Raw genomic sequence first — 26,067 nt, 5'->3', positions numbered from 1 at the left:
GTTCGGTCATATCAGTCCTGGTACCTCGGGAGCGGCGGTACCGCGGCGTCGCCGAGTACGGTGGCGAGCCACTGTCTGTAGAGGCGATTCCACGTGCCGTCGCCGCGAATCCGTTCCAGGGTGCCGTTCACGTAGCGGACCAGATCGTCGGCGTCCTTGGGCATGCCGATGCCGTAGTTCTCGGTGCTCAGGTTGGGGCCGACGACCTCGGTGAGCGGGTCCTGCACGGCGAGGCCGGCGAGAATGGCGTCATCGGTGCTGATGGCGTCCACCTGGCGCTGTTGCAGCACCACCAGGCAGTCGGCCCAGCTGGGCACGGTGAGGATGGAGGCCGCGGGCTGCTCGCGGCGGATGCGGTCCAGCGAGGTGGTGCCGCGGACCACGCACACGCGTTTGCCGGCCAGATCCCCGAGACCGCCGATCCCGGAATTGCGGACCGTCAGCACCCTTTGATGCGCCTGGAGATAGGGCGTTGAGAACGAAACACGCTGGCGCCGATCGCACGTGATGGTCATGGTCTTCACCACGACGTCGACGGACTTCTCCTGCAGCGCGCGTTCGCGATCGGCCGAGCCGAGAATGCGGTATTCGATGAGCTCCGGATTGCCGAGCAGATCGCGCGCCAGCTCGCGGGCGATATCCACGTCGAAACCGGCGAGCGCGCCGGTGGTCGGATCACGGAAGCTGAAGAGGTTACTGCCGGGATCCAGCCCCACCAATAGTCGCCCGCGCGCCCGGATCGCCTCGACGGTGGGCCCGTCCTTGCTGGTGGGTCGCAGGCTGGCGGTCGGATCGTCACAGGTCTGGGTGTCCGGCGGCAGCGGTGCGTGGGTCTGCGCCGCAACGGCTCCCGAGGGCAGCGGCGGCTCCACATAACTCGGCACCCGGGTGGACGGCGCGGGCGGCGGGTCCTCGGTGCTACAGCCGACGGCCATGGTCAGCGACAGCGCGGCCAGCGCCGCGGCCAGAATGCGTCTTCGGCTCGTCATCGGTACTCCCGTAGTCGCGGCCACAGCCCGGCGGCAATGAACACCGCCGCCGCGGTGCTCAGCACCAGCGCCCCCGGCGCCAGCAGATCGAGCGTGCGGGCGGCATGGGAGGTATTGGTGCGCAACATGTTCCGGCTGTCGGTAATGCCGTCGGCGAGGGCCTTGTCGAGGGCGTCCACCTGCGCGGTCGCCTCATTGGCCCCGGGCCCGGTGGCCACCGCGCCCGCGCCGATGAAATCGCCGCGCGAGAGCGCCTCGTTCATGCGCTGATGCGCGGCCAGCCAGCGATCCAGCGCGGCGCCGGCGCTGCCGACATCCTTCGCGCCGGGCGCGTCGCCCGGATAGCCGAGCAGAATCGCCTTCAGCTTATTGGTGGCCTCGTCATAGGTGCGGTCGTATTCGGTGCTGGTATCGCGGCGCACCAGTTTGAGCGTCTCCGCGGTGCGCGCCTGCTGCGCCAGGATCCGGCTCTCGGTGAGCGCGGCGGCGGGAATGCTGCCGTAGTCGCGCGAATGCGTGGTCGACACCGCCGAGATGACGCCCGCGATCACCGTCCAGGACAACAGCACCACCATGGTCCCGGTGGCCAGCAGCAGTCCGGCGTTCAGCACGCGATGCCAGCGCCGGAACAGGAACCACTGCGCCGCCACCAGCGCGCCCACCGCCAGCAGCGGCAGCACGATGGCCGGCCACGGCGGCCGCACATGATTGCGCTGGGTGGCGGTAATGGCCTCGGAGCGATGCTCCTGCAATTCCTGCGCCATCGGCAGCATGGTGGCCTGCATGAGATTGGAGGCCTCGCTGAGATAGGCCGCCCCGACCGGGAAGCCGCTGCGATTATTGGCGCGCGCGGTCTCCACCAGGCCGCAGTACACCGGGATCCCGGTGGCGATGCCGGTGCGCAGGTGCGTATCGGAGTCCCCGTCGGTCCGATTGGATTGGATCACCAGTTCGGCCGCCGCCTCGCCGACGGCCTGGTTGTAGCGGTCGCGCACGGTTTTCGGTTCCAGCCCGCCGGAGATGAACGCGGTGCCCGCGGAGGCGTCGGCCACCGACAGCGCGGTGTAGAGCCGCTGCGCGGAGAAGGCATCCGGTTCGGCCTGTACCAGCAGTACGTCCAGGGCGTGTTGCCGATCGTTGACCGCCACGGCGGTGACCGCGCCGGCCGTCAGGCACATACTCAGCAGAATCAAACCGACCGCAATCAATTTGGCCGGTGAGGATTGCGCGAAGATCCTCAGTTCGGTGGTCGCGAGACGTTCGCGGACGGCGGCGGCAGCGGCGCGCGGTGACAGCTCGTCGAGCCGCAACTGCTCGGTGCGAGCCATGCTCACCTCCCACTTACCGAAAACGATCGCCCGACTGGTTTCTGTCGATTGAGCTTATTGTGGACTTACCGATGCCGTGACGCGGGAACACCCGCCGGTCCGCACGGTGGATTCGAGGATGGGATCGAGTATGCGTGGTGACGGCGACGGCTGGTCGAAAAGTCCCGATGGGAGCCGGCACTGGGGCCGATTCGGGGCTGCTGGACTGTTGCTGCGCGCCCCGCTCGCGGATGGCGGGTCGGCCGTGCTGCTCCAGCACCGCGCCGCGTGGAGCCATCAGGGCGGTACCTGGGCCCTGCCCGGCGGCGCCCGCGACAGCCACGAGAGCACCGTGCACGCCGCCGTCCGCGAGGCCGGCGAGGAAGCGGGCATCACGCCGGACGCCATCCGGGTGCGCGGCTCCCGGGTGACCACCACCGCGCCCAGCGGCTGGACGTACACCACGGTCATCGCCGATGCCGCCGCCCCGCTGCGCACCCGCGGCAACAAGGAGAGCCGCGAACTGGCGTGGATTCCCGAGGACGAGGTGGACGCCCGCGAATTGCATCCCGGCTTCGCCGCCGCCTGGCCCGCGCTGCGCGCCACCCCGATCGGTGTCAGCCTGGACGGCCTGGCGGATCCGGCGGCGGTGGCGGCCGCATTGCCACGCACCCTGGATCTGGCCGGGGAGGGCTTCCTCTGGTTGCGGGCCGAGGCCAATGGGAATGGCCGCACCGCCCGGATCGCGGCCGCCGACCCGCCCGCGGGGCCGCCCGATTTGGCCGGAAATGTGTTGTTGCTCACCTTGGCCCAGGTGTTGTCTTAGGTGCGTGAGCATCCGTGAAGTCCCCACGTACTGCCGGATCTGCGAACCGCTCTGCGGGCTGATCGCCACCGTCGAGGACGGCAAGCTGGTGCGCCTGCGGCCCGACAAGGCGCATCCGCTGTCCCAGGGCACGGCGTGCCCGAAGGGCATTGCCTTCACCGATATTCAGAACGACCCGGATCGCGTGCTCTACCCGCTGCGCCGCCGGCCCGACGGCGAATTCGAGCGCGTCTCCTGGGATACCGCCCTGGACGAGATCGGCGCCCGCCTGCGCACCCTCATCGGTGCGCACGGCCGGGAAAGCCTCGGCTGGTATTTCGGCAATCCCGCCACGTTCTCCTATTCACACACCCTGTGGATAGTCGGCTTCCAGCTCGCCGCGGGCCTGCGCCACGTGTATTCCGCAGGGTCACAGGACATCAACAATCGCTTCGTCGCCAGCCACCTGCTCTACGGCTCGCTCACCTCGGTGCCCGTCCCCGACCTGGACCGCACCGATTTCCTGCTCATGCTCGGCGCGAATCCGCTGGTGTCGCACGGCAGTGCGATCAGTGCTCCGCGTATTCGCGAGAAGCTCACCGCCATCCCCAAGCGCGGTGGCCGCGTGGTGGTCGTGGATCCGCGCCGCACCGAAACCGCGCGCCTGTTCGAGCATGTCGGCATCCGGCCCGACGGTGACGCCTGGCTGCTCGCCGCGCTCTTGCAGGTGATCTTCGCCGAGGGCCTCGAGGATCGCCCCGCTCTGCAACGGCATGCTGCGGGCGTGCGCGAATTGCGCCGGGCCGTAGCCGGATTCACCCCGGAAGCCACCGCCGCGACAACCGGTCTCGATCCGGATCGGGTCCGTGCACTGGCCCGCGACCTGGCGCGCGCCGAATCCGCCGCCGTCTACGGCCGCACCGGTACCTGCCTGGGCCGCCACGCCACCCTGGTCGCATTCCTGATCGATGCTCTCGCCTTGGTCACCGGCAATCTGGACCGCCCCGGCGGCTGTGTGTTCGGCAAGGAACTGGCGGCCGTCTCCGAACTCAATGCCCGCCTGGGCCTGATCGGTTACGGCAGAACACGTTCCCGCGTAGGCGATTTCCCGGACGTGCTGGGCACCTTCCCGGCGGCTGTCATGGCCAAGGAGATCACCACGCCCGGTCCCGGCCGGCTGCGCGCACTGTTCACTTCGGCGGGCAACCCGGCCTCCTCGGTCCCCAACACGCGCGAATTATCCACAGCCCTATCCCAACTCGATCTCTTCGTGTCGATAGACCTGTACATCAACGACACCAACCGGCTGGCCGACTACATCCTCCCCGCCACCACATTCCTGGAACGCGACGATCTGCCGCTGCCCTTCACCGCGCTGTCCACGACCCCGTACACCCAATACACCGAGCGGGTCCTGGAGCCGTACGGCGAGGCGCGTGAGGAATGGCAGATCATCGATGCCATCGCCACCCGAATCGGCATCCAGCCCTTCGTTCTCGGCCCCGCCCGCGCGGCCGGTCGCGTCCTGAGCAGCCTGCGCCGCCTGCCCGGCGGATCCGCGGCCCGTCCCACCCCGCCGCTGCTCGCCGATCTGGCCCTGCGCACCGGCCCGTACGGCGACTGGTTCGGGCTGCGCCGCGGCGGCCTGAGCCTGCGCATGTTGCGCCGCCACCCGCACGGCATCGTGCTCGCCGACAGGATCGCCACCGGCGTACTGCGGGAAGTAGTGCGGCACAAGGGCGGTCGCGTCCAGCTGGCTCCGGCGGAGATCATCGCCGAATTGGCGTCCTTGACCGCACCGCCGCAGGATCCCGCCTACCCGCTGCGGGTAATCGGCCTGCGCGAGTTGAAATCCCACAACTCCTGGATGCACAACTCCGAACTGCTCATGCGCGGCGACCGCGACCACACCGCCCGCATCCACCCCAAAGACGCCGCCGCGGCGGGCATTTCCGACGGCGCCCGCTGCCGGGTGACCTCCCCGCACGGCTCGATCGAGGTAACGGCCCGCCTCACCGAGGACATGACCGAAGGCGCGGTAGCCATTCCGCACGGCTGGGGTCACCGCGGCGGGTGGTGGCGAGCCAACGCCGCGGGCGGCGCCAACGTCAACGATCTGATGTCCACCGCCACAACGGATGTCGAACGCCTGGCCGGGATGTCCAACCTCAATGGCGTCCCCATCCGCCTCGACCCCGTGGCGTCGGCCTGAAGAAATCAGACCAGCAGATTTACTGCGCAGTAGTTAGTGCAACACGCCAAAATGCGTCTGCACCAGCGGATATCGTGTGCATCACCTCCCTCCGAGGGACGGCGGCACGGTCTACGCCGTCGCCAGGAAGGAGGTGTGGATTGGATGACGAATCCGAATGAGAAACCCCGGATCAACTGGGCGTCTGTACGGACGGCCGCCGCAGTCACCGGGGCTCTCTTCCAAGCGGTCAGGTTGATTTTGGACCTGGTCCGGCCGGACCGCTGATCCACGGGGTGGGCCGTCGTACCAGGGCGGCCTGCCCCTCATCAACCATCACTTTCGTGACTCCGCCATGTTAGCGCAGCCGTTCGGCTCAGGGCGCGACGTTATCGAGAATTCGCTGTTTGAGCGCGCGCGCCGCGGCTTCCGGGTCGCGGGCTTCGGTGATGGAGCGGACCACCACCACGCGAGTCGCCCCTGCCGCAAGGACTTCCGGCAGACTCACGTCGTCGATGCCGCCGATGGCGAACCAGGGCCGGTGGGTGTGCGATTCGGCGGTCGAGCGCACCAGGTCGAGTCCTGAGGGCTGCCGGCCGGGTTTGGTGGGCGTCGCGTAGACGGGCCCGGTGCAGAAGTAGTCGAGGTGCTCGTCGATGGCGGCCAGTCCGGCTTGGGCGCGGTTGTTGGTGGAGCGGCCGATGACCACGTCGGGGCCGAGGAGGCGCCGGGCGTACCAGGGCGGCAGGTCGTTCTGGCCGAGGTGCAGCACATCGGCGCCCGCGGCGAAGGCCACATCGGCGCGATCGTTGACCGCGACCAGGGCACCGTGGCGGCGGGCGGCGGCTTTCAGCTCGGCGAGGACGCCGAGTTCGGCCTTGGCTTCCAGGGGGCCGAACTGCTTTTCTCCGGGCGAACCCTTGTCGCGCAGCTGGATGATGTCGACGCCGCCGGCCAGCGCCGCTTCGGCGAACTTGGCCAGGTCGCCCTTCTCCCGGCGGGCGTCGGTGCACAGGTACAGCCGGGCGCTGGCCAGGCGCTCCCGCGGTGGTACTGGCCGATTCGGGTGGGAGGGTTGCACCTGACTGACGGTAGTCGCGCTACCGTGGAACGCGCGACGCGCCCGTCGGACGAATATCGGTCCGGCGCAGAACACGGATTCCTCAGCGCGACGTCTGTGCAGGTCCCGGGTGATCCGGGCGAGTGAGGTGGAATTACATGCGGACCCTGGCCGTCGTTGGCGGCGGTGTGATCGGGCTGTCGGCGGCCTGGCGGGCGGCCGAATCGGGCTGGACGGTCACGCTGTACGACCCGGCGATCGGAACCGGAGCCTCCTGGGTGGCGGGCGGCATGCTCGCCCCGCTGTCCGAGGGCTGGCCCGGTGAGGACGCCGCGCTCGAGTTCGGGGCAGCCTCCCTGGACCGCTGGCCGGACTTCGCCGCGCGCCTGAAAACGAGCACCGGCGTGGACGTCTTCACCGCCGACGAGACGCTGACCGTGGCCCTGGACGCGGCCGACGCCGCCGATCTGCACACCATTGCCGACTGGGTGAACGAGCGCGGCGGCGCGCTGCGTGTGCTGGACCGCGCCGGAGTGCGCACCGCCGAGCCGGGTCTGGGCCGGAGCATCCGGGCGGGGCTGCTGTCTCCGACCGAACCGGCCGTGGACAACCGCGCTTTGGTGGCGGCGCTGCGGGAGGCTTGCGCGTCGGCGGGCGTGCAATTGCGGGCCGAAAAGGTTCGGGCCCTGACTGACCTGCCGCAGGACCGGATCGTCCTGGCCACGGGCGCCGCGGCCGCCGAACTCTGGCCGGACCTGCCCGTGCATCCGGTGAAGGGCGAGATCCTGCGCCTGCGCCGCCGTCCGAGCGCGCCCCCGCCGCCGCAGCGCGTCATTCGCGCCCGCGTGCATGGGCACCCCATCTATCTGGTGCCCCGCCACGACGGGATCGTGCTCGGCGCAACGCAATACGAGGCGGGCTTCGACACCGCCGTCACCGTCGCGGGCGTCCGCGACCTCATCACCGATGCCGAAGCGGTCTTCCCGGGTATCGGCGAATACGAATTCGCCGAGGCCATCGCGGGTTCGCGCCCCGGCTCCCCGGACAATCTGCCGCTCATCGGCCACCTCGACGACCGCGTGATCGCCGCGACCGGCCACGGCCGCAATGGAATTCTCGGTGTGCCCGTCACCGTTGACGCAGTGACGGCCCTGCTCGACGGTAGCGAGCTGCCCGCCGCCCGCGCCGCCGCGCCGAGTCGTTTCGCCGTCGCGCACCCCACAGCTACTACCGCCGCCCCGTCTTAAGGAGGAGCCCGATGACCGCAATCCCGATCGGCGTCACCGTCAATGGCGCAGAACATTCGTTCGCCGAGCCGCCCACGGTGCGGGAACTGCTGGAGACCCTGAATCTCCCGTGCCAGGGTGTCGCGGTGGCGGTCGACGGCGCGCTGTTCCCCAAGTCCCGCTGGGACGAGCGGGTCGGGCGCGGCTGGGAGATCGAGGTGCTGACGGCGGTGCAGGGTGGATAACGGTATGGAACCCCTGGTGATCGCGGGTCGCAGCTTCGGCTCCCGGCTGATCATGGGCACCGGCGGCGCGGAGAACCTGGCGGTGCTGGAGGAGGCCCTGGTGGCCTCGGGCACCGAGCTGACCACGGTCGCCATGCGCCGGGTGGACGCCGCCGGCGGCACCGGCGTGCTGGATCTGCTCAAGCGGCTGGAGATCGCGCCGCTGCCCAATACCGCGGGCTGCCGCACCGCCGCCGAGGCCGTGCTCACCGCGCAGCTGGCGCGCGAGGCCCTCGAAACCGATTGGGTCAAGCTGGAAGTCATCGCCGACGAGCGCACCCTGCTCCCGGACGCCATCGAATTGGTCAGCGCCGCAGAGCAGTTGGTGGACGACGGTTTCACCGTACTGCCCTACACCACCGACGATCCGGTGCTGGCCCGCCGCCTCGAGGACGCCGGCTGCGCGGCCGTCATGCCGCTGGGCTCGCCCATCGGCACCGGTCTGGGCATCGGGAATCCGCACAATATCGAGATGATCGTCGCCGACGCGGGGGTCCCGGTGATCCTGGACGCGGGCATCGGCACCGCCAGTGACGCGGCCCTGGCCATGGAACTGGGCTGCTCCGCGGTGCTGCTGGCCACGGCGGTCACCCGCGCCCGCAAGCCCGCCACCATGGCGGCCGCCATGGCCGCGGCGGTGCGGGCCGGATACCTGGCTCGCGAGGCGGGCCGGATTCCCAAGCGGTTCTGGGCACAAGCCTCGTCGCCGGGGTTCTGACCTCGATGAAAGCGCTGGGGGCCGCCTCGGGGTAAGCCCCCTGGCGCATCCCCGGACCAGGTAATCCGAAAGAGGTAGTCGACGCGCGACCTGCGATCGATGGTCGGCCGCCGGATCTCGAGGAAGACTGGTCCCCATGATCGAACTGAGAGGCCTGACCAAACACTACGGCCAGACCGTCGCGGTGTCGGATCTGACGTTCACCGTCCGTCCCGGCCAGGTGACCGGCTTCCTCGGCCCGAACGGCGCCGGCAAGTCGACCACCATGCGCATGATCCTGGGCCTGGACAAGCCGACCTCCGGAACCGCGCTCATCGACGGCAAGCCCTATAAGGAGCTGAAGAACCCGCTCGAATCGGTGGGCGCGCTGCTGGACGCCAAGTGGGTGCACCCGAATCGTTCGGCGCGCGCGCATCTGGCCTGGCTGGCCGCCTCCAACAACATCCCGAACTCGCGGGTCGAGGAGGTGCTGCGCCTGGTCGGCCTCGCCGAGGTGGCCAATAAGAACGCCGGCGGTTTCTCGCTCGGCATGTCGCAGCGGCTGGGCCTGGCGGGCGCACTGCTGGGCGATCCGCAGGTGCTGTTGTTCGACGAGCCGGTCAACGGCCTCGATCCCGAGGGCATTCTGTGGATCCGCCGCTTCATGCAGCGCCTGGCCGCCGAGGGCCGCACCGTGCTGGTGTCGAGCCACCTGCTCTCGGAGATGGCGCAGACCGCGGATCATCTCGTCGTGATCGGCCGCGGCAAGCTCATTGCCGACACCACCACCAAGGATTTCATCGAGAAGGCGTCGGAATCGTCGGTGCGCGTGCGCAGTCCGCAGCTGGACCAGCTGCGCAGCCTGCTCACCTCCAACGGCATGACCGTGCGCGAGGACGGCGCGGACCAGGACGGCCCGGCGCTGGTGGTGGCCGGGGTGACCAGCGACGTGGTCGGAAAACTGGCCGGCGCCAACGACATCACGCTCTTCGAGCTGTCCCCGCAGCGGGCCTCGCTGGAGGAGGCGTTCATGCGGATGACCGGAGGCGCGGTGGAATACCACGCCGAAGGTTTCGACCAGGTGATGGGAGGTGCGCTCTGATGGGCGTGCTGGCAGCGGAACGGATCAAGCTCACCTCGACGCGCTCGCCCTGGTGGTGCTCGGCCGTGGTGGTGGTGCTGGGACTGGGCTTCGCGGCGCTCATCGCCGCGGTATCGAGCTCCACCAAGGACAATCCGGAGGTGCCGCCGCTGAACGTGGCCTCCGCGGTGGCGGGCGTGAGCGGTTTCGGCGTCCTGGTGCTCATGATCATGGCGACCTTGTCGGTGACCAGCGAGTACCGCTTCGGCATCATCCGCACCACCTTCCTGGCGACGCCGCAGCGCACCACGGTGATCGCGGTGAAGACGGCCCTGCTGGCCGTGTACGCGACCGTGCTGACCGCGGTGCTGGCCGTGGCCGCGCTCTTCCTGACCCGGGGCATCTACGGCAGCGTGCCGGGGCTGGAGCTGGCGACCAGCGAGGAGCAGCGGGCCCTGTGGGGCGTGCCGGTCTATGCCCTGCTGGGCATTCTCTTCGCCATCGGCGTCGGCGTGCTGGTGCGGCAGTCGGCCGCGGCCATCTCCATCATCGTGCTGTGGCCGCTGGTCATCGAGCCGCTGCTGAGCGCCTTCGGCAGCTTCGGCCGCAATGTGGGCCCGTGGCTGCCCTTCCAGAACGGCCAGCGGTTCTTCAGCATGCAGGAGTCCTCCAGCGCGAACTGGCATTGGGGCCCGTGGGGCAGCCTGGTGTACTTCGCCGTCTTCTGCGCCCTCGTGTTCGGCGCCGCGCTGTTCGTGGTGAACGAGCGCGACGCGTAACAAGCCCTGCCCGGGGCCGTCGGTCACTGCCCGATCGACGGTGTGCATCGGCCCGATACGGTTCTTCCGTATCGGGCCGATGTCGTCACCAGGGTGGTTGTTTAACGGCCTGTGAAAAGTTTCGCTTCCGGCCGGAAGCATCTAGCCGCGGTCCTGAACCGTGAGTAGCATCGCCTCAGCAACCAAAGCACTCGAACATCGGCGGGTCCAATGGTGTGGCCGCTCGTTCCGATCGGGAGGTGTCCAGGTGGCAATCATTCATCCATCCGACGAACAAGCGCTGAGATACGCTCTGGGCGTGAGCGAACGACCCTCCGACGGTGCTGCGGCCGAGTCCGAGGAGCCCGGCATCGAACCCGAGGTCGTCATACCGCTGACGCCGTCCGATATCGATGCCGAGCCGGTGCGGCCGCGCCGCGGCCGATTGCCCGGCCAGCTGTCGGCTCTGATGTCGGCCGCGAACCAGCGCGGGGACCTCATCGGGGTGATCCGCAAGGCCCGCGAGAACCTGCCCGGCGATCCCGCGTTCGGTGATCCGCTGTCGGTGTCGGGTCCCGGCAGCGCCCGCGCCGTGGCGCGGGCCGCGGACAAGATCGTCGGTGACAGTCCCAGTGCCGCGCGCGAATTGGGCCTCGGCGCGCTCCAGGTCTGGCAGGCCATGCTGGAGCGGGTGGGCAAGGGTCGCGGCCCGCAGGACATCACCATCATGTTCACCGATCTGGTGGCGTTCTCCAGCTGGTCGCTGGCCGCCGGCGACGAGGCCACCCTGGAACTGCTGCGCCGGGTCGCCAAGGCCATCGAACCGCCCATCGTGGATCGGGGCGGGTCGGTCGTGAAGCGCATGGGCGATGGGGTCATGGCCGTGTTTCCGTCCGCCGACCGGGCGGTTCGGGCGGCCGTGGCGGCCAAGGAGAACCTCACCGCCGTCGCCGTCGATGGCTACAAGCCGCAGATGCGGATGGGCCTGCACACCGGCAGCCCGCGCGAGATCGGCGGGGACTGGCTGGGAGTCGATGTGACCATCGCGGCGCGCGTCATGGAGGCGGGCGGCAATGGCAACACCATGATGTCGGCGGCCACCCTCGACGCGCTGGATCCGGAAACCTTGGAGGAGTTGGGTTTCGGGGTGCGGCCGTATCGGCGCAGCTTCTTCGCCGCGCCGCTGAGCGGGGTCCCGGAGGACCTGCGCATCTTCCGGCTCGAAGCCGAGTGACTCCACCCAACTCTCGGGACTCTCAGGGGCTTCGCCCCCGAACCCCCAGAAGCCGCGGCGACTCCTGTCAGCCGACCAAATAGAGGATCGCACCCGCGAGAGCTAACACTCCGCAAACTCCAATGCCGATGGCGAGCGGACGGGTGGATTTCCACAGGCTGTAGGCGCCGCCCAGCAGAAAGCCGGCGAGCGCGAGCAGCAGGACCACGATGACGTCGGAGGACACCCGACAAGTGTGCCCTGATCCAACTTTCGGGACTCTCAGGGGCTTCGCCCCCGAACCCCCAGGCGCGCGGTAGCTGGGTAATTCACCCGCAAATTCGCAGGTCGCGCCGATTTCAGGGAAAAAACAAGCGCGCAGGCTTGATTTTCTGACGGGCCGATGTGACCCTGTAACCGACCGCAGCGATGACGCTGCGCCCGGACTCGGGTGCACAGGGAGGCCCAGTTATGAGTCAGCTCGCCGAAGACCCGGAACTCCTCCGGATCGGCAACTGTTCCGGCTTCTACGGCGACCGGTTGAGCGCCATGCGGGAGATGCTCGAGGGCGGGCAGCTCGATGTGCTCACCGGCGACTATCTCGCCGAACTAACCATGTTGATCCTGGGGCGGGATCGCATGAAGGACGCGAACCTGGGATACGCGAAAACCTTTGTGCGGCAGTTGGAGGACTGCCTGGGGCTGGCCCTCGAATCGGGGGTGCGGATCGTCGCCAATGCGGGCGGGCTGAACCCCGCCGGGCTGGCGCAGCGGGTGCGGGAGGTTTCGGACAAGCTCGGTCTCGCGGCGAAGGTCGCCTATGTGACCGGTGACGATCTGCTGCCGCGCGCCGCGGAGCTGGGGCTCGGGACGCCGCTCACCGCCAATGCCTACCTCGGCGCCTGGGGCATTGCCGAATGCCTGAACGCGGGCGCGGATGTGGTGGTGACCGGCCGGGTCACCGACGCCGCGCTGGTGGTCGGGCCGGCGGCCGCGCACTTCGGCTGGGGGCGTGGCGATTACGACGCGCTCGCCGGGGCCGTGGTGGCGGGTCATGTCATCGAATGCAGCACCCAGGCCACCGGTGGCAACTACGCGTTCTTCACCGAGATCGCCGATCTGAACCGGCCCGGCTTCCCCATCGCGGAGGTGCGCCGCGATGGCAGCAGCGTGATCACCAAGCATGCGGGCACCGGCGGCGCGGTCACCGTGGACACGGTGGAAGCGCAGCTCATGTACGAGATCCAGAGCGCGCGCTACGCCGGGCCCGATGTGACCACGCGGCTGGACACCATCCGGCTCGCGCAGGAGGGCCCGGATCGGGTGCTCATCAGCGGTGTCACGGGCGAGGCGCCGCCGCCGCGAACCAAGGTGTCGCTCAATACCATCGGCGGATTCCGCAACGAGGTGGAGTTCATTCTGACCGGCCTGGATATCGAGGCCAAGGCGCGGCTCGTCCAGCAGCAGCTGGAGTCGTGGCTGAAAGTCCGTCCGGCCGAACTGGATTGGTCGCTGGTGCGACTGGACCGGCCCGATTCCGAGACCGAGGAGCAGGCCAGCGCGCTGCTGCGCTGTGTGGTGCGCGATCCGGATCCGAACAAGGTGGGCCGCGGATTCTCCAGTGTGGCCGTGGAATTGGCGCTGGCCAGCTACGCGGGCTTCTCGCTGACGGCCCCGCCCGGAAACGGCGGACCCTACGGCGTGTTCAAACCGGGCTATGTGGCCGCGACCGATGTCCCGCACATCGCCGTCCTGCCGGATGACAGCACCGTCGAGATCGCACCGGCCGCCGAGACGCTCGAACTCGCCGACGTACCGGAACCGGAACTCCCGCAGCCGCTTTCGCCTGGGGAGACCAAGCGTGTCCCGCTGGGGACCATCGCGCTGGCCCGCAGCGGTGACAAGGGTGGCAATGCCAATATCGGCGTCTGGGTGCGCACCGACGAGCAGTGGCGCTGGTTGGTGCACGCGCTGACCGCCGACGAACTGCGCCTGCTGCTGCCCGAAACCGCGAAGCTGCCCATCACCCGGCATGTGCTGCCGAACCTGCGGGCCGTGAACTTCATCGTCGAGGGTCTGCTCGGCGAGGGCGTGGCCTATCAGGCCCGATTCGATCCACAAGCCAAGGGGCTCGGCGAATGGCTGCGCTCCCGCCATATCGATATTCCGGTGGAGCTGTTGTCATGAGCGGATACGTGAATCCCTGGGAGACGCCCGAGCGCCGCGAATTACGCGCCACCGTGCGCGGTTTCGCCGAACGCGAGGTGCTGCCGTACCTGGACGGCTGGGAGCGCGCCGGGGAGATCCCGCGCGAACTGCACAAGAAGGCCGGTGCGCTGGGCCTGCTCGGCATCCAGTTCCCCGAAGCCGTCGGCGGTTCCGGCGGTGACGGCATCGACGCCGCCATCGTGTGCGAGGAGATGCATTACGCGGGCTGCTCGGGCGGCCTGTTCGCCTCCCTGTTCACCTGCGGTATCGCGGTGCCGCACATCATCGCCTCCGGCAATGCCGAGCACATCGACCGCTGGGTCAAGCCGACTCTCGCGGGCGAGAAGATCGGCTCGCTGGCCATTACCGAACCCGGCGGCGGCTCCGATGTCGGGCACCTCACCACCAGCGCGGTGCGCGACGGCGACGAGTACATCGTCAATGGCGCCAAGACCTTCATCACCTCCGGCGTGCGCGCCGACTACGTGGTGACGGCGGTTCGCACGGGCGGTCCGGGCGCGGCCGGTGTGTCGCTGCTGGTGGTGGAGAAGGGCACGCCCGGCTTCACCGTCAGCCGCAAGCTGGAGAAGATGGGCTGGCTGGCCTCCGATACCGCCGAGCTGTCGTATGTCGATGTGCGCGTGCCGGTGTCGAACCTGGTCGGCCCGGAGAACACCGGCTTCGCGCAGATCGCCATGGCCTTCGTGAGCGAACGCGTGGGCCTGGCCGCGCAGGCGTACGGGCATGCCCAGCGCTGCCTGGACCTGACCCTGCGATGGTGCCGCGATCGCGAGACCTTCGGCCGCCCGCTCATCTCCCGGCAATCCGTGCAGAACACCTTGTCGGAGATGGCGCGCCGCATCGATATCGCCCGCGTCTACACCCACCATGTGGTGGAGCGCGCCGCGCACGGCGACACCGATCTGATCGCCGAGGTGTGCTTCGCCAAGAACACCGCGGTGGAAACGGCCGAATGGGTCGCCCATCAGGCCGTGCAGCTGTTCGGCGGGCTCGGCTATATGCGCGAGTCCGAAGTGGAACGCCACTACCGGGATGTCCGCATCCTCGGCATCGGCGGCGGCACCAACGAGATCCTGACCGCCCTGGCGGCAAAGCGATTGGGGTTCCAGTCTTGACCATTCTGCGCACGTCCCTGGATTCGAGCTCGGCGGAGTATCGGGCCGCCGCCGAGGCGATGACCACCAAGTTGGCCGAGGTGGAGGCGGAGTACGCCAAGAACATCGCCGGCGGCGGCCCGGACAAGATGGCGCGGCATCGCAAGCGCGGCAAGCTGACCGCGCGCGAGCGCATCGAACTGCTCATCGACGAGGATTCGCCGTTCCTGGAACTGTGCCCGCTCGCCGCGTGGGGCAGTGACTTCCATGTCGGCGGCAGCGTGATCGCGGGCATCGGCATTGTCGAGGGCGTCGAATGCATGATCGTGGCGCCGGATCCGACGGTGCGCGGCGGCACCTCGAATCCGTGGACGCTGCGCAAGAACCTGCGCATGAACGACATCGTCATGGAGAACCGCCTCCCGGTCATCGGGCTGGTGGAATCCGGTGGTGCGGATCTGCCGACGCAGAAGGAAGTGTTCGTGCCGGGCGGGCGCATGTTCCGGGATCTGACCCGGGCGTCGGCGGCCGGAATCCCCACCATCGCACTGGTTTTCGGCAACTCGACCGCCGGCGGCGCGTACATCCCGGGCATGTCCGACTACACGGTCATGATCAAGGAGCGCTCCAAGGTGTTCCTGGGCGGCCCGCCGCTGGTGAAGATGGCCACCGGTGAGGAGTCCGACGACGAATCCCTCGGCGGCGCCGAAATGCACGCGCGCGTCTCGGGTCTGGCGGACTACCTGGCCGTGGACGAGCAGGACGCCATCCGTCTCGGCCGCTCCATCGTGAAGCGGTTGAACTGGAAGAAGCAGGGCCCGGCCCCGCGCCCGCTGACCGAGGTCATCGAACCGCTGTACGACCAGGAGGAACTGCTCGGCATCGTGCCCGGCGACCTCAAGATCCCGTTCGATCCGCGCGAGGTCATCGCCCGCGTGGTGGACGGCTCCGATTTCGACGAGTTCAAACCGCTCTACGGTTCCAGCCTCGTCACCGGATGGGCGGAGCTGCACGGGTATCCGGTGGGCATTCTCGCCAATGCGCGCGGTGTGCTGTTCTCCGAGGAATCGCAGAAGGCCACCCAGTTCATCCAGCTGGCCAACCAGTCGAACACGCCACTGTTGTTCCTGCACAACACCACCGGCTACATGGTCGGCAAGGAGTACGAGCAGAAGGGCATCATCAAGCACGGCGCGATGATGATCAACGCGGTGTCCAATTCGAAGGTGCCGCACATCTCGCTGCTCATGGGCGCGTCCTACGGCGCGGGGCATTACGGCATGTGCGGGCGCGCCTACGATCCGCGCTTCGTCTTCGCCTGGCCCAGTGCGAAATCCGCCGTCATGGGCGGTGCGCAGCTGGCGGGCGTCATCTCCATCGTGGCCCGCGCCGCCGCCGAAGCGAAGGGCCAGCCGTTCGACGAGGCCGCCGATGCCGGGCTGCGCGCCATGATCGAGGCGCAGATCGAGGCCGAATCGCTGCCCATGTTCATGTCGGGCCGCCTCTACGACGACGGCGTCATCGATCCCCGCGATACCCGCACGGTAGTGGGAATGGCCTTGTCCGCCATCCACAATGCCCCGATCAAGGGCGCCGAGGGCTTCGGCGTCTTCCGGATGTGAGGCCAGGTATGGAGATCACGAACGTTCTGGTCGCCAACCGCGGAGAGATCGCGCGGCGGGTGTTCGCCACCTGCCGGCGCATGGGAATCGGCACGGTCGCGGTGTATTCGGACGCCGATGCGCACGCCCCGCATGTGGCGGAGGCGGACGCCGCCATCCGGCTGCCCGGCAATACGCCCGGCGAGACCTACCTGCGCGCGGAGCTGATTATCGAAGCCGCGCTCGCCGCAGGTGCCGACGCTGTACACCCCGGCTACGGATTCCTCTCCGAGAACGCCGATTTCGCGCGCGCCGTGCAGGCCGCCGGACTGGTGTGGATCGGGCCGCCGGTGAGCGCCATCGAGCAGATGGGCTCCAAGGTCGAATCCAAGAAGATGATGGACGCCGCCGGGGTCCCGGTGCTGGCCGAACTCGATCCCGCCGAGGTCACCGCGGACATGCTGCCGGTGCTCATCAAGGCATCCGCCGGTGGCGGCGGCCGGGGCATGCGCGTGGTGCGCGATCTGGCGGACCTGCCCGAGCAGCTGGAAGCCGCACGGCGCGAGGCGGAGTCGGCCTTCGGTGATCCCACGGTGTTCTGCGAACGCTACCTGGAGACCGGCCGCCATATCGAGGTGCAGGTCATGGCCGACACGCACGGCACCGTATGGGCGGTCGGCGAGCGCGAGTGCTCGATCCAGCGGCGGCATCAGAAGGTCGTGGAGGAAGCGCCGTCACCGCTGGTGGAGCGGGTCGACGGAATGCGGGCGCGACTGTTCGAGGCCGCCCGGCTGGCGACCGAGGCCATTGGCTACGAGGGTGCGGGCACCGTCGAATTCCTGGCCGACGAGCGCGGCGAGTTCTTCTTCCTGGAGATGAACACCCGTCTGCAAGTGGAGCATCCGGTCACCGAGAACGTCACCGGACTGGATCTCGTGCGCACCCAGTTGCAGGTGGCTGCGGGCCGCAAGCTGCCCGCGCAGCCGCCCGCCATGCGCGGCCACTCCATCGAGGTCCGGCTCTACGCCGAAGATCCGGCGCACGACTGGCAGCCGCAGAGCGGCACCGTGCATCGAATCGAAATCCCGGGCACTATCGGCGAATTTGTCGTTCTGGAGCAGCCTGGCGTGCGCCTGGACACCGGTGTGGTGGACGGCTCCGTGGTCGGCGTGCACTACGACCCCATGCTGTCCAAGGTCATCTCCTTCGCCGAAACCCGCGACGAGGCAGCGCATCTGCTCGCGTCCGCGCTGCAGCGCGCGAAGATCCACGGCCTGGTCACCAACCGGGATCTGCTGGTGCGGGTGCTGCGGCATCCGGCGTTCCTGGCCGGCGACACCGATACGGCGTTCTTCGCCACGCACGGCCTGGAGAATCTGTCCGCCCCACTGGTTTCCGAGTCCGATGAGCAGCTGTCCGTGGTGGCCGCCGCGCTCGCGGACGCCGCGGCCAATCGGGCGAAGGCGCGCGTCGGCGCGGGCCTGCCCAGCGGCTGGCGGAACCTCCCGTCGCAGCCGCAATCCAAGTCCTACGAGAGCCGGGTCACCGGCAAGCACGTGGTGCGGTACCGGATCACCCGCGCCGGGCTCGCGGTCGACGGCGTCGAGGGCCTCGAATTGCTCGAAGCCACACCGGATTCGGTGACCCTGCTGGTGCCGGGGGAGCGCGGCAAGGTACGCCGCCGCTTCGAGATCGCCCGCTACGGCGACCTGGTGGCGGTGGATTCCCCGCTCGGCCCGGTGGCCCTGCGCCGCCTCCCGCGCTTCGAGGATCCCGCCGATCAAGTGGCCGAGGGCTCACTGCTGGCCCCCATGCCCGGCTCGGTCATCCGGCTCGGCGCCGAGGTCGGCACGCGGGTGGCGAAGGGGCAGCCGATTCTCTGGCTGGAGGCCATGAAGATGGAGCACACCATCGCGGCCCCCGCCGCGGGCCTGCTCACCGAACTCAATGTCACGGCCGGCCAGCAGGTCGAAGTGGGCGCAGTCCTCGCCGTGGTCCAGACCGATGACAGCGACAACCAGGAGTAGACGATGAGCTTCATCGAAACCGACGAGCAGAAGGCGCTGCGGGCCGCCGTCGCCAAGCTGGCCGCCAAATACAACCTGCGCGACTACGCCGGGCCGAAGGCGCGCCAAGGCGAACCGCTCACCGAATTGTGGGACGAGGCGGGCAAACTCGGCTTCCTGGGCGTGAACCTGCCGGAGGAGTACGGCGGTGGCGGCGCGGGCATCTACGAGCTGGCGCTGGTGCAGGAGGAACTCGCCGCCCAGGGCTGCGGCCTGCTGCTCATGGTGGTGTCCCCGGCCATCTGCGGCACGATCATCACCAAATACGGCACCGACGAGCAGAAACAGTACTGGCTGGCCCGGCTGGCCGACGGCTCGTCGAAGATGGTCTTCGGCATTACCGAACCGGATGCCGGCTCCAACTCGCACAAGATCACCACCACCGCCCGCCGCGACGGCGACGACTGGATCCTCAACGGCCGCAAGATCTTCATCTCCGGCGTGGACCAGGCCGCGGCGGTGCTCATCGTGGCGCGCACCGAGAACGCCAAGACCGGCAATCTGCAGCCCGCCCTGTTCATCGTGCCGACCGATGCGCCCGGCTTCGTGAAGACGAAGCAGGAGATGGACATCATCGAGCCGGACAACCAGTTCACGCTGTTCCTCGACGATGTGCGGCTGCCGTCCACCGCGCTGGTGGGCCAGGAGGACGCGGCCATCGCGCAGCTGTTCGCGGGCCTCAACCCGGAGCGCATCATGGGCGCGGCCATGGCGGTGGGCATGGGCCGCTACGCCATCGACCGGGCGGTCGCCTACGCCAAGGAGCGCGCGGTGTGGAAGGGCGCGCCGATCGGCTCGCACCAGGGCATCTCGCATCCCCTAGCCCAGGTGAAGATCGAACTGGAGCTGGCCAAGCTCATGATGCAGAAGGCCGCGGTCCTCTACGACTCCGGTGACGACTTCGGCGCCGCCGAGGCCGCCAATATGTCGAAATACGCTGCGGCCGAAGCCAGTATCAAGGCTCTCGACCAGGCCATCCAGACGCACGGCGGGTCCGGTCTCACCGCCGATGTGGGCCTGGCGGGCATGCTCGCGGCCAGCCGGATCGCCCGCGTGGCCCCGGTCAGCCGGGAGATGATCCTCAACTTCGTCGCACAGCATTCGCTGGGTCTGCCGAGGTCGTACTGATGAGTGACGCTCCCGAGGGGCCCTACGTCCGGTACGAGGTGGCGGGCGGATTCGCCACGCTCACCCTGGACTCCCCGCACAACCGCAATGCCCTGTCCGCGCGGCTGATCACCGAGCTGCTCGCGGGCCTGGAGCGGGCGGGGACCGATGCGGCGGTGCGCGGCGTCGTGCTCACCCACACCGGCAATACCTTCTGCGCGGGCGCGGATCTGAAGGAGGCGGTGGACGCCGATCCGGCGGCCGCCGCCGATATCCGCACCCGCTGGATGATCTCGGTGCTGCGCGGCATTCTCGAAATGCCGAAACCGGTGGTGGCGCGGGTCGACGGCAATGTGCGCGCGGGCGGGATGGGCATCCTGGCCGCCTGCGATATCGCCGTGGCCGGGCGGAACAGCAGTTTCGGTCTCACCGAGGTGCGCATCGGCCTGGCCCCGTTCATGATCTCGCTGCCGCTGCTGCCGCGTGTGTCCGCCCGCGCGGCGGCCCGGTACTTCTCGACCGGCGAGACCTTCGACGCCGCCGAGGCCGAGCGCATCGGGCTCATCACCGTGGCCGCCGAAGACCCGGCGGCCGAGACGGACCGGTTGTGCGCGGAACTGCGCAAAGGCTCACCGCAAGGACTGGCCGAGAGCAAGCGGCTGGTCAATGCCGACCTGCTCACCGCCTTCGACCGCTCCGCCGAGGACTTGGCCAAACGCTCCGCGAGCTTCTTCGGCACCCCCGAGGTGATCGAGGGCATGACGGCCTTCTTCCAGCGCCGCCCACCCGGCTGGGCCGAATAGCCGACTCGGCACAATAGGCAACCATGGCGACACCCCACGAACCCAAGCAGGACCGCAGCCGGGCCACCCGGCAGCGGCTGCTGGAGGCGACCATCGACTGCCTGGCCGAAATGGGCTGGGCGGCAGCCACCGTGGCCGTGGTCGCCGAGCGCGCCGGGGTATCCCGCGGGGCGGCGCAACACCACTTCCCCACCCGGGAAGACCTGATCACCGCCGCCCTCGAGTACATGTTCGACACCCGCATGGAGCAATCCAAGGCCGACGCCCTGGCTCTGGCCGAAATCGCCCAGGGCCAGGCCCGCACCGAAGCCGTGGTCGCCGGCCTGGTCGAGTCCTACACCACCACCCTCTTCAAAGCGGCCCTCCAAGTCTGGACCCACGCCGCCGCCGACCCGGTCCTCCGCGAACGCATAGTCCCGCTCGAGGCCCGCTTCGGCCGCATCTCCCACCGCATGGCGGTAGCAGCCCTCGGCGTGGACGACACCGACCCGGTAGCCCACCACCTGGTCCAGGCCACCCTCGACCTGGCCCGCGGCCTCGGCCTGGCCGACGTCCTCACCGACGACTCCCTGCGCCGCAAGGAAATCGTCCAGCAGTGGGCGGCGACACTGCATATGGCGCTCACCCAAAGTGGTGAGGGATAAGAGATGTGGGGGCAAGCCCCCACACCCCCTTTGGAGTCGCGGCTGACGCCCGCCAAGGAGATTGGGGCTGCGCCAGCCAAGGATGTTGGGGGCTGCGCCAGCCGATGGGGTTGGGGGCTGCGCCAGCCGATGGGGTTGGGGGCTGCGCCAGCCTAAGGGGGTTTGGGGCTTAGCCCCCACCCCCCTTCTCTTGGCTACCAGCCGAAAACCTCTGCCATCTCGATGGATTCGTCATCCCAGCGTTGTTCGATGACCTCGCGTTCGGGTTCCGGGAGGTCCGGAGACCAGCCCACTCTGCGCCAGAAGGCTTCGCGGTGCTCGTCGCTCAACGGTCCTGACCTGAAGGGATCGCACATACCGACCATCCCTGAAAAGTGCTGGTGGGGAATGCCATCAGGGTAAATCCCGGCACCCCATGATCACCGCGCTTTCGACTACGCCCCCGGCAGTCTCGGCCAAGCGCGCTCGGCCAGCTCCCGCGCCATGCGGCATGCCTCCTCCCTCGACCCCCCGGAGAACAGCGAGACACTCAGCTCCGTCAGCTCGATGAATCCGGACGAGCTGTCGTCGCCCGTTTCGGCGTAGTCGTACTGCTTGCCCGGCCACGGCGTCCAGGTCCGGCCGTACAGCGTGATGTCGCAGGTCTCCGTATTGCTGAAGAAGAATTGGTCCACGATCGTGGACTGGCGGCCGGCGATTGTCTCCCTCGCCCCGTCCGGCCGGTCGGCCGCGGTCGGCACGAGCTTGGCGGCGAGAGTGACACTGGCTGGTCCCGCAGACCAAATGCACACATAGTCACGGTCGCGCTCGCGCTTGCTGACCTCCACGGCACCCGTCGCGGACATGATCTCCGCGTCCTCGAGCCGACTGCACGGACGGGTCCCGCCCAGCGAATCCGCCGGATACGCCATCCTGTCCGCGGTGTTCGCACCGAGCGCCGCCACCGCGGCGTCCGTGGCGATGTCCTGTATCCGGCACAGGGTTTCGCGACTGTAGCCGCCCTCGGCGTCGGTCACGGATGCCTTCGTGTCCACGGAGACCGTGGTGCCATCCGGGCGGAAGATGAGCTGGGCGCAATCGAGCGCCACGTCGGCCGTGGTCACCTGCACCGCACCGCGTTCCGCCACCTCGAGGTCGTCGGGCACCTCGCTCGGGACGATGTACCCGGTTTCCGTGCGCACGGTGACCGTGTACCGCGGACCTCCCTTTTCCGAGCGCTCGAGTTCCACGGCACACGAGTCGAACCCGGTCGGCTCGATGCGCACCGCGGGAGCGTCCCCGACGCCCTTGTCGGCGAACCCGGCGAACGAATCCGGATCCAGATACGAGCACGGATCGAGCGTCAGCAAATTGTCGAACCCGCCACCGTCCAGGCTGTCGGACGATGATCCACCGCTGTCTCGCACGACACCGAAATACAGGCCCGTACCCACCGCGACGACGAGTGCCCCGACCACACCGCGAACCAGTCCCGAACGCGCCCCGGTTGGGAGTTTCGGTGGTTGCGGCGGAACGGAATCCGGTCCTGTGGGGTGATCGGTCATTGCCCCTCGAGGGTCAGCACCACCAGCGGCATCGGCCGGTCGATCTTGGACTGGAAGTCCGCGAGCAGCGGATTGTTCGCGAGCACCCAGGCCGCGAACTCGTCGTAGTCCGCGCCCTCGAGGACCTTGCCGGTCGCCTTGTAGGTCTTGTCCCGCAGCTCGACGGTGACCTGCGGATTCGCCTTGATGTTGTACCACCAGGCCGGGTACTTGTCCTCGATGAACGAGCTGACGTACATGGTGTCGCCCCGGAACAGCGGACCCAGCGGAGTCGTGTGCTGCTTGCCGCTCTTGGCGCCCGTGGTGGTCAGCAGGATGAGGTCGCCGCCCGCGTAGGCCCCGCCGACCTTGCCCGAGTTCTCCCGGAACTCCTTGATCACGTCATCGTTCCAGTTGGCGATGCTGCCCTCTTGGTCCCAGGATTGGTTCCACGGCGCATTGGGATCGTTGTAGTCGGTGATGTCGTTCTGATCCGGCTGTCCCGCAGTCGATTCGGTTTCGCTCATGATTCGAGTATGTCGCGGAGATAGGACAGTTGCGGTCCTAATTCGGCGAGAGATCGTGACGCATTTCGGACACCTCTCCGATTCGGAACGCGGCCCCTGTCTGATATGCGCGTACCATCCACACTTTCGCCCGAACGATCGAAAGGAAGAGGCCGTCCCGTGCCGAAGCTGGTCGACCACACGCAGCGGCGACGCGAGATCACCGATGCCATCCGGCGGGTGATCGCGCGCGGCGGGCTGGAGGCCGCCACCTTCCAGACCGTCGCCGCCGAGGCGGGGATCTCGGTGCGGCTGGTGCAGTACTACTTCGGGAACAAGCGCGAATTCCTGCTGGCCACCCACCTGGCCGTGGTCGAGGACGCGGGCAAGCGCATGGCGGCGGCCCTGTTCGCGCTGGGGGACGGGGCCGCGCCACGGGAGGTGCTGCGGGCCATCATCACTCAGCTGCTGCCGCTGGACGAGGAACGTCGGCAGCAGGTCGTCATCTTCGCCGCCTATCACGCGGCCTCACTGGCCGGCTCGCCGATCACCGGGGACGACAATGCGGGCGCGGCGCTCTGGCTGGTCGATGCGTGCGCCGAGCAGCTGCGCCGGCAGCTGGAGCTGGATCCGGCGAGCACGGTCTCGCCGGAGCTGGACGGGGAGTTGGTCGCGGGCACGGTCGCCGGCCTCTCGGGGGCCATGGTGCAGCAGCCCGCGCGCTACACCCCGGATGTGGCTCTCGGCCTGGTCGATCGGCTCCTCGACCGGATCCTGGGGGCCGGGTAGGCGCTCCTATTCGGCGGGGAGCCGGAGTCGCCACAGCGGTGACACCGGTCCGTGCCCCGCGCCGAGATCGTAGGCGGCCTCCAGGCAGCGCCGGGTCCACTCCTTGGCGAAGGCGAAAGCCTCGGGCACCGTATATCCGTGTGCGAGCGCGCAGGTCATGGACGCGGCCAGGGTGTCGCCGCCGCCGTGATCATTGCCGGTGTCAATGCGGGGCGCGGTGAGCTCGTGAAAGGTCTCCCCGTCGAACAGCAGATCGGTGCTGAAGGCGGAGGAGCGCAGGTGCCCGCCCTTGACGATGGCCCACTGCGGTCCGAGCGCGTGCAGCGCCTCGGCCGCCTTGCGCGCGGTCTGCTCGTCCACGACGTCGATGCCGGTGAGCAGCCGCACCTCGTCGAGATTCGGCGTGATGACCGTGGCCTGCGGAATCAGGGTGTCGCGCAGGGCATCCAGCGCTGAGGCGTGCAGCAGCGGATCGCCGTGCATGGAAGCCGCCACCGGGTCGACGACGAGCGGAATGGTCCCGTTCCGCCCGATCCCGACCTCCTGGCACACCGCCGCCACGGCTTCGATGATGGCGGTGGAGGCCAGCATGCCCGTCTTGGCCGCCCCGATCCCGATGTCCCCGACCACGGTCCGCACCTGGTCGGCCACGATCTGCGGCGGAATCTCGTGGAAACCGCTGACCCCCAGCGTGTTCTGCACCGTCACCGCCGCGACGGCCACGCACGCGTGCACGCCGCACATGGCCATGGTCCGCGAATCGGCTTGAATCCCGGCCCCGCCTCCGGAGTCGGTGCCCGCAATGGTGAGCGCGCGGACGGGGGTCTGCCCGTTGGGTGTAAGCGGCAGGAGTTTCACAGCTGCTGACCCTACGCGGTTGGAGGAACGCACAGTGCGGGCAACGGGCCCCGGGCCGACACTGTTAATGAAAACCATTATCATCAAGATATGACTACAGCCCAGCCCACCGCCCCGCTCCCCGTGACCGTGCTGTCCGGCTTCCTGGGGGCCGGCAAGACCACCCTGCTCAACCACATCCTGGCCAATCGCGAGGGCCGCCGGGTCGCGGTCATCGTCAATGACATGAGCGAGGTGAACATCGACGCGGCCCTGGTGGCCGGACAGGGCCACCTGGACCGGACCGAGGAGAAGCTGGTCGAGCTCACCAATGGCTGCATCTGCTGCACGCTGCGCGAGGACCTCATCGAATCGGTGGGCAAGCTGGCGCGCGAGGGGCGCTTCGATCACCTGGTCATCGAGTCCACCGGCATCTCCGAACCCATGCCGGTGGCGGCCACCTTCGAATGGGAATTCGAGGACGGCTTCCGGCTCGGCGAGATCGCCCGCCTCGACACCATGGTGACCGTCGTCGACGCCTCCACCTTCCTGGCCGAGGTGGTCAAGGGGCAGGCGCTGGCGGAACGGAATATGCAAGCGGGCGAAGGGGATGCGCGCACCATCGCCGATCTGCTGGTGGATCAGGTGGAATTCGCCAATGTGCTGATCCTGAACAAGACGGATCTGGTGAGCGCCAATGCCGTCGGAACCGTGGAGGCCACCATTCGGCGGCTGAATCCGGCCGCGCGCATCGTGCATGCCGCGCACGGCGTGGTGGAGCTGTCCGAGGTGCTGGGCACCGGCCGCTACAACCCGGACCTCGCGGCCCAATTCGAAGGCTGGGAGGACGAACTCGCGGGCGGCCACACCCCGGAGACCGAGGAATACGGCATCAGCAGCCTGACCTTCACCGCCGATCGCCCCTTCCATCCGCAGCGGCTGGACTCGGCCCTGGAGCAGTTGCACCGGCTGCTGCGCAGCAAGGGCTTCTTCTGGCTGGCGAGCCGTCCCGACCTGTGCGCCATCTGGTCGCAGGCGGGCCCGAATCTGACCTTCGAGGCGGGCGCGTACTGGTCGGCGCTGGATATGCCGCGGGGGCAGGAAATCGTGTTCATCGGCGTGAAACTGGATCGCCCGCATGTGCGGGATCTGCTGAACTCCGCCTTGCTGACCGACGCGGAATTGGCTGCGGGACCGGAGGTTTGGGCCACGTATCCGGATCCTTTCCCGCATTGGGAACTGCACGAGCACGCGTGA

Annotated in this window: 25 protein-coding genes; 17 read left to right on the top strand and 8 right to left on the bottom strand. The window is 68.6% G+C overall.

What is annotated here, in order from left to right; genetic code table 11:
- Positions 1-11 precede the first annotated feature (11 nt).
- Both ACFVIV_RS16555 and ACFVIV_RS16550 read right to left on the bottom strand, forming a co-directional pair.
- Positions 12-989, bottom strand: a complete 978-nt coding sequence (locus ACFVIV_RS16555; protein ID WP_379197025.1) for a glutamate ABC transporter substrate-binding protein — start codon at positions 987-989, stop codon at positions 12-14.
- On the bottom strand, positions 986-2,317 hold the full coding sequence (locus ACFVIV_RS16550; RefSeq protein ID WP_379197023.1) for a hypothetical protein: 1,332 nt from the start codon (positions 2,315-2,317) through the stop codon (positions 986-988). The genes ACFVIV_RS16555 and ACFVIV_RS16550 overlap by 4 nt, the downstream gene beginning before the upstream one ends.
- A gap of 130 nt (positions 2,318-2,447) precedes the next feature.
- Here ACFVIV_RS16550 and ACFVIV_RS16545 point away from each other — a divergent pair, with 130 nt between their 5' ends.
- On the top strand, positions 2,448-3,122 hold the full coding sequence (locus ACFVIV_RS16545) for an NUDIX domain-containing protein (protein ID WP_379197431.1): 675 nt from the start codon (positions 2,448-2,450) through the stop codon (positions 3,120-3,122).
- A 4-nt stretch (positions 3,123-3,126) separates the two neighbouring features.
- Positions 3,127-5,313 (top strand): molybdopterin-dependent oxidoreductase, encoded by a 2,187-nt coding sequence (locus tag ACFVIV_RS16540; RefSeq protein WP_379197021.1) that lies wholly within the window; start codon positions 3,127-3,129, stop codon positions 5,311-5,313.
- 355 nt (positions 5,314-5,668) lie between these two features.
- Here ACFVIV_RS16540 and thiE read toward each other — a convergent pair whose 3' ends face one another.
- A complete protein-coding gene (gene thiE / locus ACFVIV_RS16535; protein WP_379197019.1) occupies positions 5,669-6,373 on the bottom strand; it encodes a thiamine phosphate synthase in 705 nt (234 codons plus the stop codon).
- A gap of 137 nt (positions 6,374-6,510) precedes the next feature.
- Here thiE and thiO point away from each other — a divergent pair, with 137 nt between their 5' ends.
- From thiO to ACFVIV_RS16505, 6 genes are all read left to right on the top strand, one after another.
- A complete protein-coding gene (gene thiO / locus ACFVIV_RS16530; RefSeq protein WP_379197017.1) occupies positions 6,511-7,599 on the top strand; it encodes a glycine oxidase ThiO in 1,089 nt (362 codons plus the stop codon).
- 11 nt (positions 7,600-7,610) lie between these two features.
- Positions 7,611-7,823 carry a sulfur carrier protein ThiS gene (gene thiS / locus ACFVIV_RS16525; RefSeq protein ID WP_379197015.1) on the top strand — a complete coding sequence of 71 codons (213 nt, stop codon included), beginning with the start codon at positions 7,611-7,613 and terminating at the stop codon, positions 7,821-7,823.
- Between the two features lie 4 nt (positions 7,824-7,827).
- On the top strand, positions 7,828-8,580 hold the full coding sequence (locus tag ACFVIV_RS16520) for a thiazole synthase (protein WP_379197013.1): 753 nt from the start codon (positions 7,828-7,830) through the stop codon (positions 8,578-8,580).
- Positions 8,581-8,716: 136 nt separating this feature from the next.
- Positions 8,717-9,661 carry an ABC transporter ATP-binding protein gene (locus tag ACFVIV_RS16515; protein ID WP_379197011.1) on the top strand — a complete coding sequence of 315 codons (945 nt, stop codon included), beginning with the start codon at positions 8,717-8,719 and terminating at the stop codon, positions 9,659-9,661.
- Positions 9,661-10,419 carry an ABC transporter permease gene (locus ACFVIV_RS16510; RefSeq protein WP_379197009.1) on the top strand — a complete coding sequence of 253 codons (759 nt, stop codon included), beginning with the start codon at positions 9,661-9,663 and terminating at the stop codon, positions 10,417-10,419. Before ACFVIV_RS16515 ends, ACFVIV_RS16510 begins: the two co-directional genes overlap by 1 nt.
- A gap of 298 nt (positions 10,420-10,717) precedes the next feature.
- Positions 10,718-11,632, top strand: a complete 915-nt coding sequence (locus ACFVIV_RS16505; RefSeq protein WP_379197007.1) for an adenylate/guanylate cyclase domain-containing protein — start codon at positions 10,718-10,720, stop codon at positions 11,630-11,632.
- A 67-nt stretch (positions 11,633-11,699) separates the two neighbouring features.
- On the opposite strand, the gene ACFVIV_RS16500 is transcribed toward ACFVIV_RS16505, so the two are convergent.
- Positions 11,700-11,858 carry a hypothetical protein gene (locus ACFVIV_RS16500; protein WP_379197005.1) on the bottom strand — a complete coding sequence of 53 codons (159 nt, stop codon included), beginning with the start codon at positions 11,856-11,858 and terminating at the stop codon, positions 11,700-11,702.
- Between the two features lie 224 nt (positions 11,859-12,082).
- Between ACFVIV_RS16500 and ACFVIV_RS16495 the strand changes: the two genes are divergently transcribed.
- From ACFVIV_RS16495 to ACFVIV_RS16465, 7 genes are read left to right on the top strand one after another with little or no spacing between them, the layout of a single operon-like run.
- Entirely contained in the window at positions 12,083-13,798 is a 1,716-nt protein-coding gene (locus ACFVIV_RS16495) for an acyclic terpene utilization AtuA family protein (RefSeq protein ID WP_379197003.1), read from the top strand.
- Between the two features lie 8 nt (positions 13,799-13,806).
- A complete protein-coding gene (locus tag ACFVIV_RS16490) occupies positions 13,807-14,955 on the top strand; it encodes an acyl-CoA dehydrogenase family protein (protein ID WP_379197429.1) in 1,149 nt (382 codons plus the stop codon).
- Positions 14,952-16,556, top strand: coding sequence for an acyl-CoA carboxylase subunit beta (locus tag ACFVIV_RS16485; RefSeq protein ID WP_379197001.1), 1,605 nt, complete (start codon positions 14,952-14,954; stop codon positions 16,554-16,556). The genes ACFVIV_RS16490 and ACFVIV_RS16485 overlap by 4 nt, the downstream gene beginning before the upstream one ends.
- An 8-nt stretch (positions 16,557-16,564) precedes the next feature.
- The gene (locus ACFVIV_RS16480) at positions 16,565-18,562 is read left to right on the top strand and encodes an acetyl/propionyl/methylcrotonyl-CoA carboxylase subunit alpha (RefSeq protein WP_379196999.1); all 1,998 of its coding nucleotides are present in this window, start codon (positions 16,565-16,567) and stop codon (positions 18,560-18,562) included.
- A gap of 3 nt (positions 18,563-18,565) precedes the next feature.
- Positions 18,566-19,729 carry an acyl-CoA dehydrogenase family protein gene (locus ACFVIV_RS16475; RefSeq protein WP_379196997.1) on the top strand — a complete coding sequence of 388 codons (1,164 nt, stop codon included), beginning with the start codon at positions 18,566-18,568 and terminating at the stop codon, positions 19,727-19,729.
- A complete protein-coding gene (locus ACFVIV_RS16470; RefSeq protein ID WP_379196995.1) occupies positions 19,729-20,511 on the top strand; it encodes an enoyl-CoA hydratase family protein in 783 nt (260 codons plus the stop codon). The genes ACFVIV_RS16475 and ACFVIV_RS16470 overlap by 1 nt, the downstream gene beginning before the upstream one ends.
- A gap of 23 nt (positions 20,512-20,534) precedes the next feature.
- Positions 20,535-21,155 carry a TetR/AcrR family transcriptional regulator gene (locus ACFVIV_RS16465; protein WP_379196993.1) on the top strand — a complete coding sequence of 207 codons (621 nt, stop codon included), beginning with the start codon at positions 20,535-20,537 and terminating at the stop codon, positions 21,153-21,155.
- A gap of 194 nt (positions 21,156-21,349) precedes the next feature.
- On the opposite strand, the gene ACFVIV_RS16460 is transcribed toward ACFVIV_RS16465, so the two are convergent.
- From ACFVIV_RS16460 to ACFVIV_RS16450, 3 genes are all read right to left on the bottom strand, one after another.
- A complete protein-coding gene (locus ACFVIV_RS16460; protein WP_379196991.1) occupies positions 21,350-21,484 on the bottom strand; it encodes a hypothetical protein in 135 nt (44 codons plus the stop codon).
- Between the two features lie 105 nt (positions 21,485-21,589).
- Complete coding sequence (locus ACFVIV_RS16455; RefSeq protein WP_379196989.1) at positions 21,590-22,612, bottom strand: hypothetical protein; 1,023 nt, start codon at positions 22,610-22,612, stop codon at positions 21,590-21,592.
- An 83-nt stretch (positions 22,613-22,695) separates the two neighbouring features.
- Complete coding sequence (locus tag ACFVIV_RS16450) at positions 22,696-23,205, bottom strand: nitroreductase/quinone reductase family protein (RefSeq protein WP_379196987.1); 510 nt, start codon at positions 23,203-23,205, stop codon at positions 22,696-22,698.
- Between the two features lie 159 nt (positions 23,206-23,364).
- On the opposite strand from ACFVIV_RS16450, the gene ACFVIV_RS16445 reads away from it, so the two are divergent.
- On the top strand, positions 23,365-23,973 hold the full coding sequence (locus ACFVIV_RS16445; RefSeq protein ID WP_379196985.1) for a TetR/AcrR family transcriptional regulator: 609 nt from the start codon (positions 23,365-23,367) through the stop codon (positions 23,971-23,973).
- 6 nt (positions 23,974-23,979) lie between these two features.
- Here ACFVIV_RS16445 and thiD read toward each other — a convergent pair whose 3' ends face one another.
- On the bottom strand, positions 23,980-24,831 hold the full coding sequence (thiD, locus tag ACFVIV_RS16440) for a bifunctional hydroxymethylpyrimidine kinase/phosphomethylpyrimidine kinase (RefSeq protein ID WP_379196983.1): 852 nt from the start codon (positions 24,829-24,831) through the stop codon (positions 23,980-23,982).
- Between the two features lie 90 nt (positions 24,832-24,921).
- On the opposite strand from thiD, the gene ACFVIV_RS16435 reads away from it, so the two are divergent.
- Positions 24,922-26,067, top strand: a complete 1,146-nt coding sequence (locus ACFVIV_RS16435) for a GTP-binding protein (RefSeq protein WP_379196981.1) — start codon at positions 24,922-24,924, stop codon at positions 26,065-26,067.

Source organism: Nocardia sp. NPDC127526 (assembly GCF_042672265.1).
Taxonomy (GTDB): Bacteria; Actinomycetota; Actinomycetes; order Mycobacteriales; family Mycobacteriaceae; genus Nocardia.
Note: the sequence above shows the minus strand (reverse complement) of the source record. Positions and strands in the feature narration are given on the sequence as shown.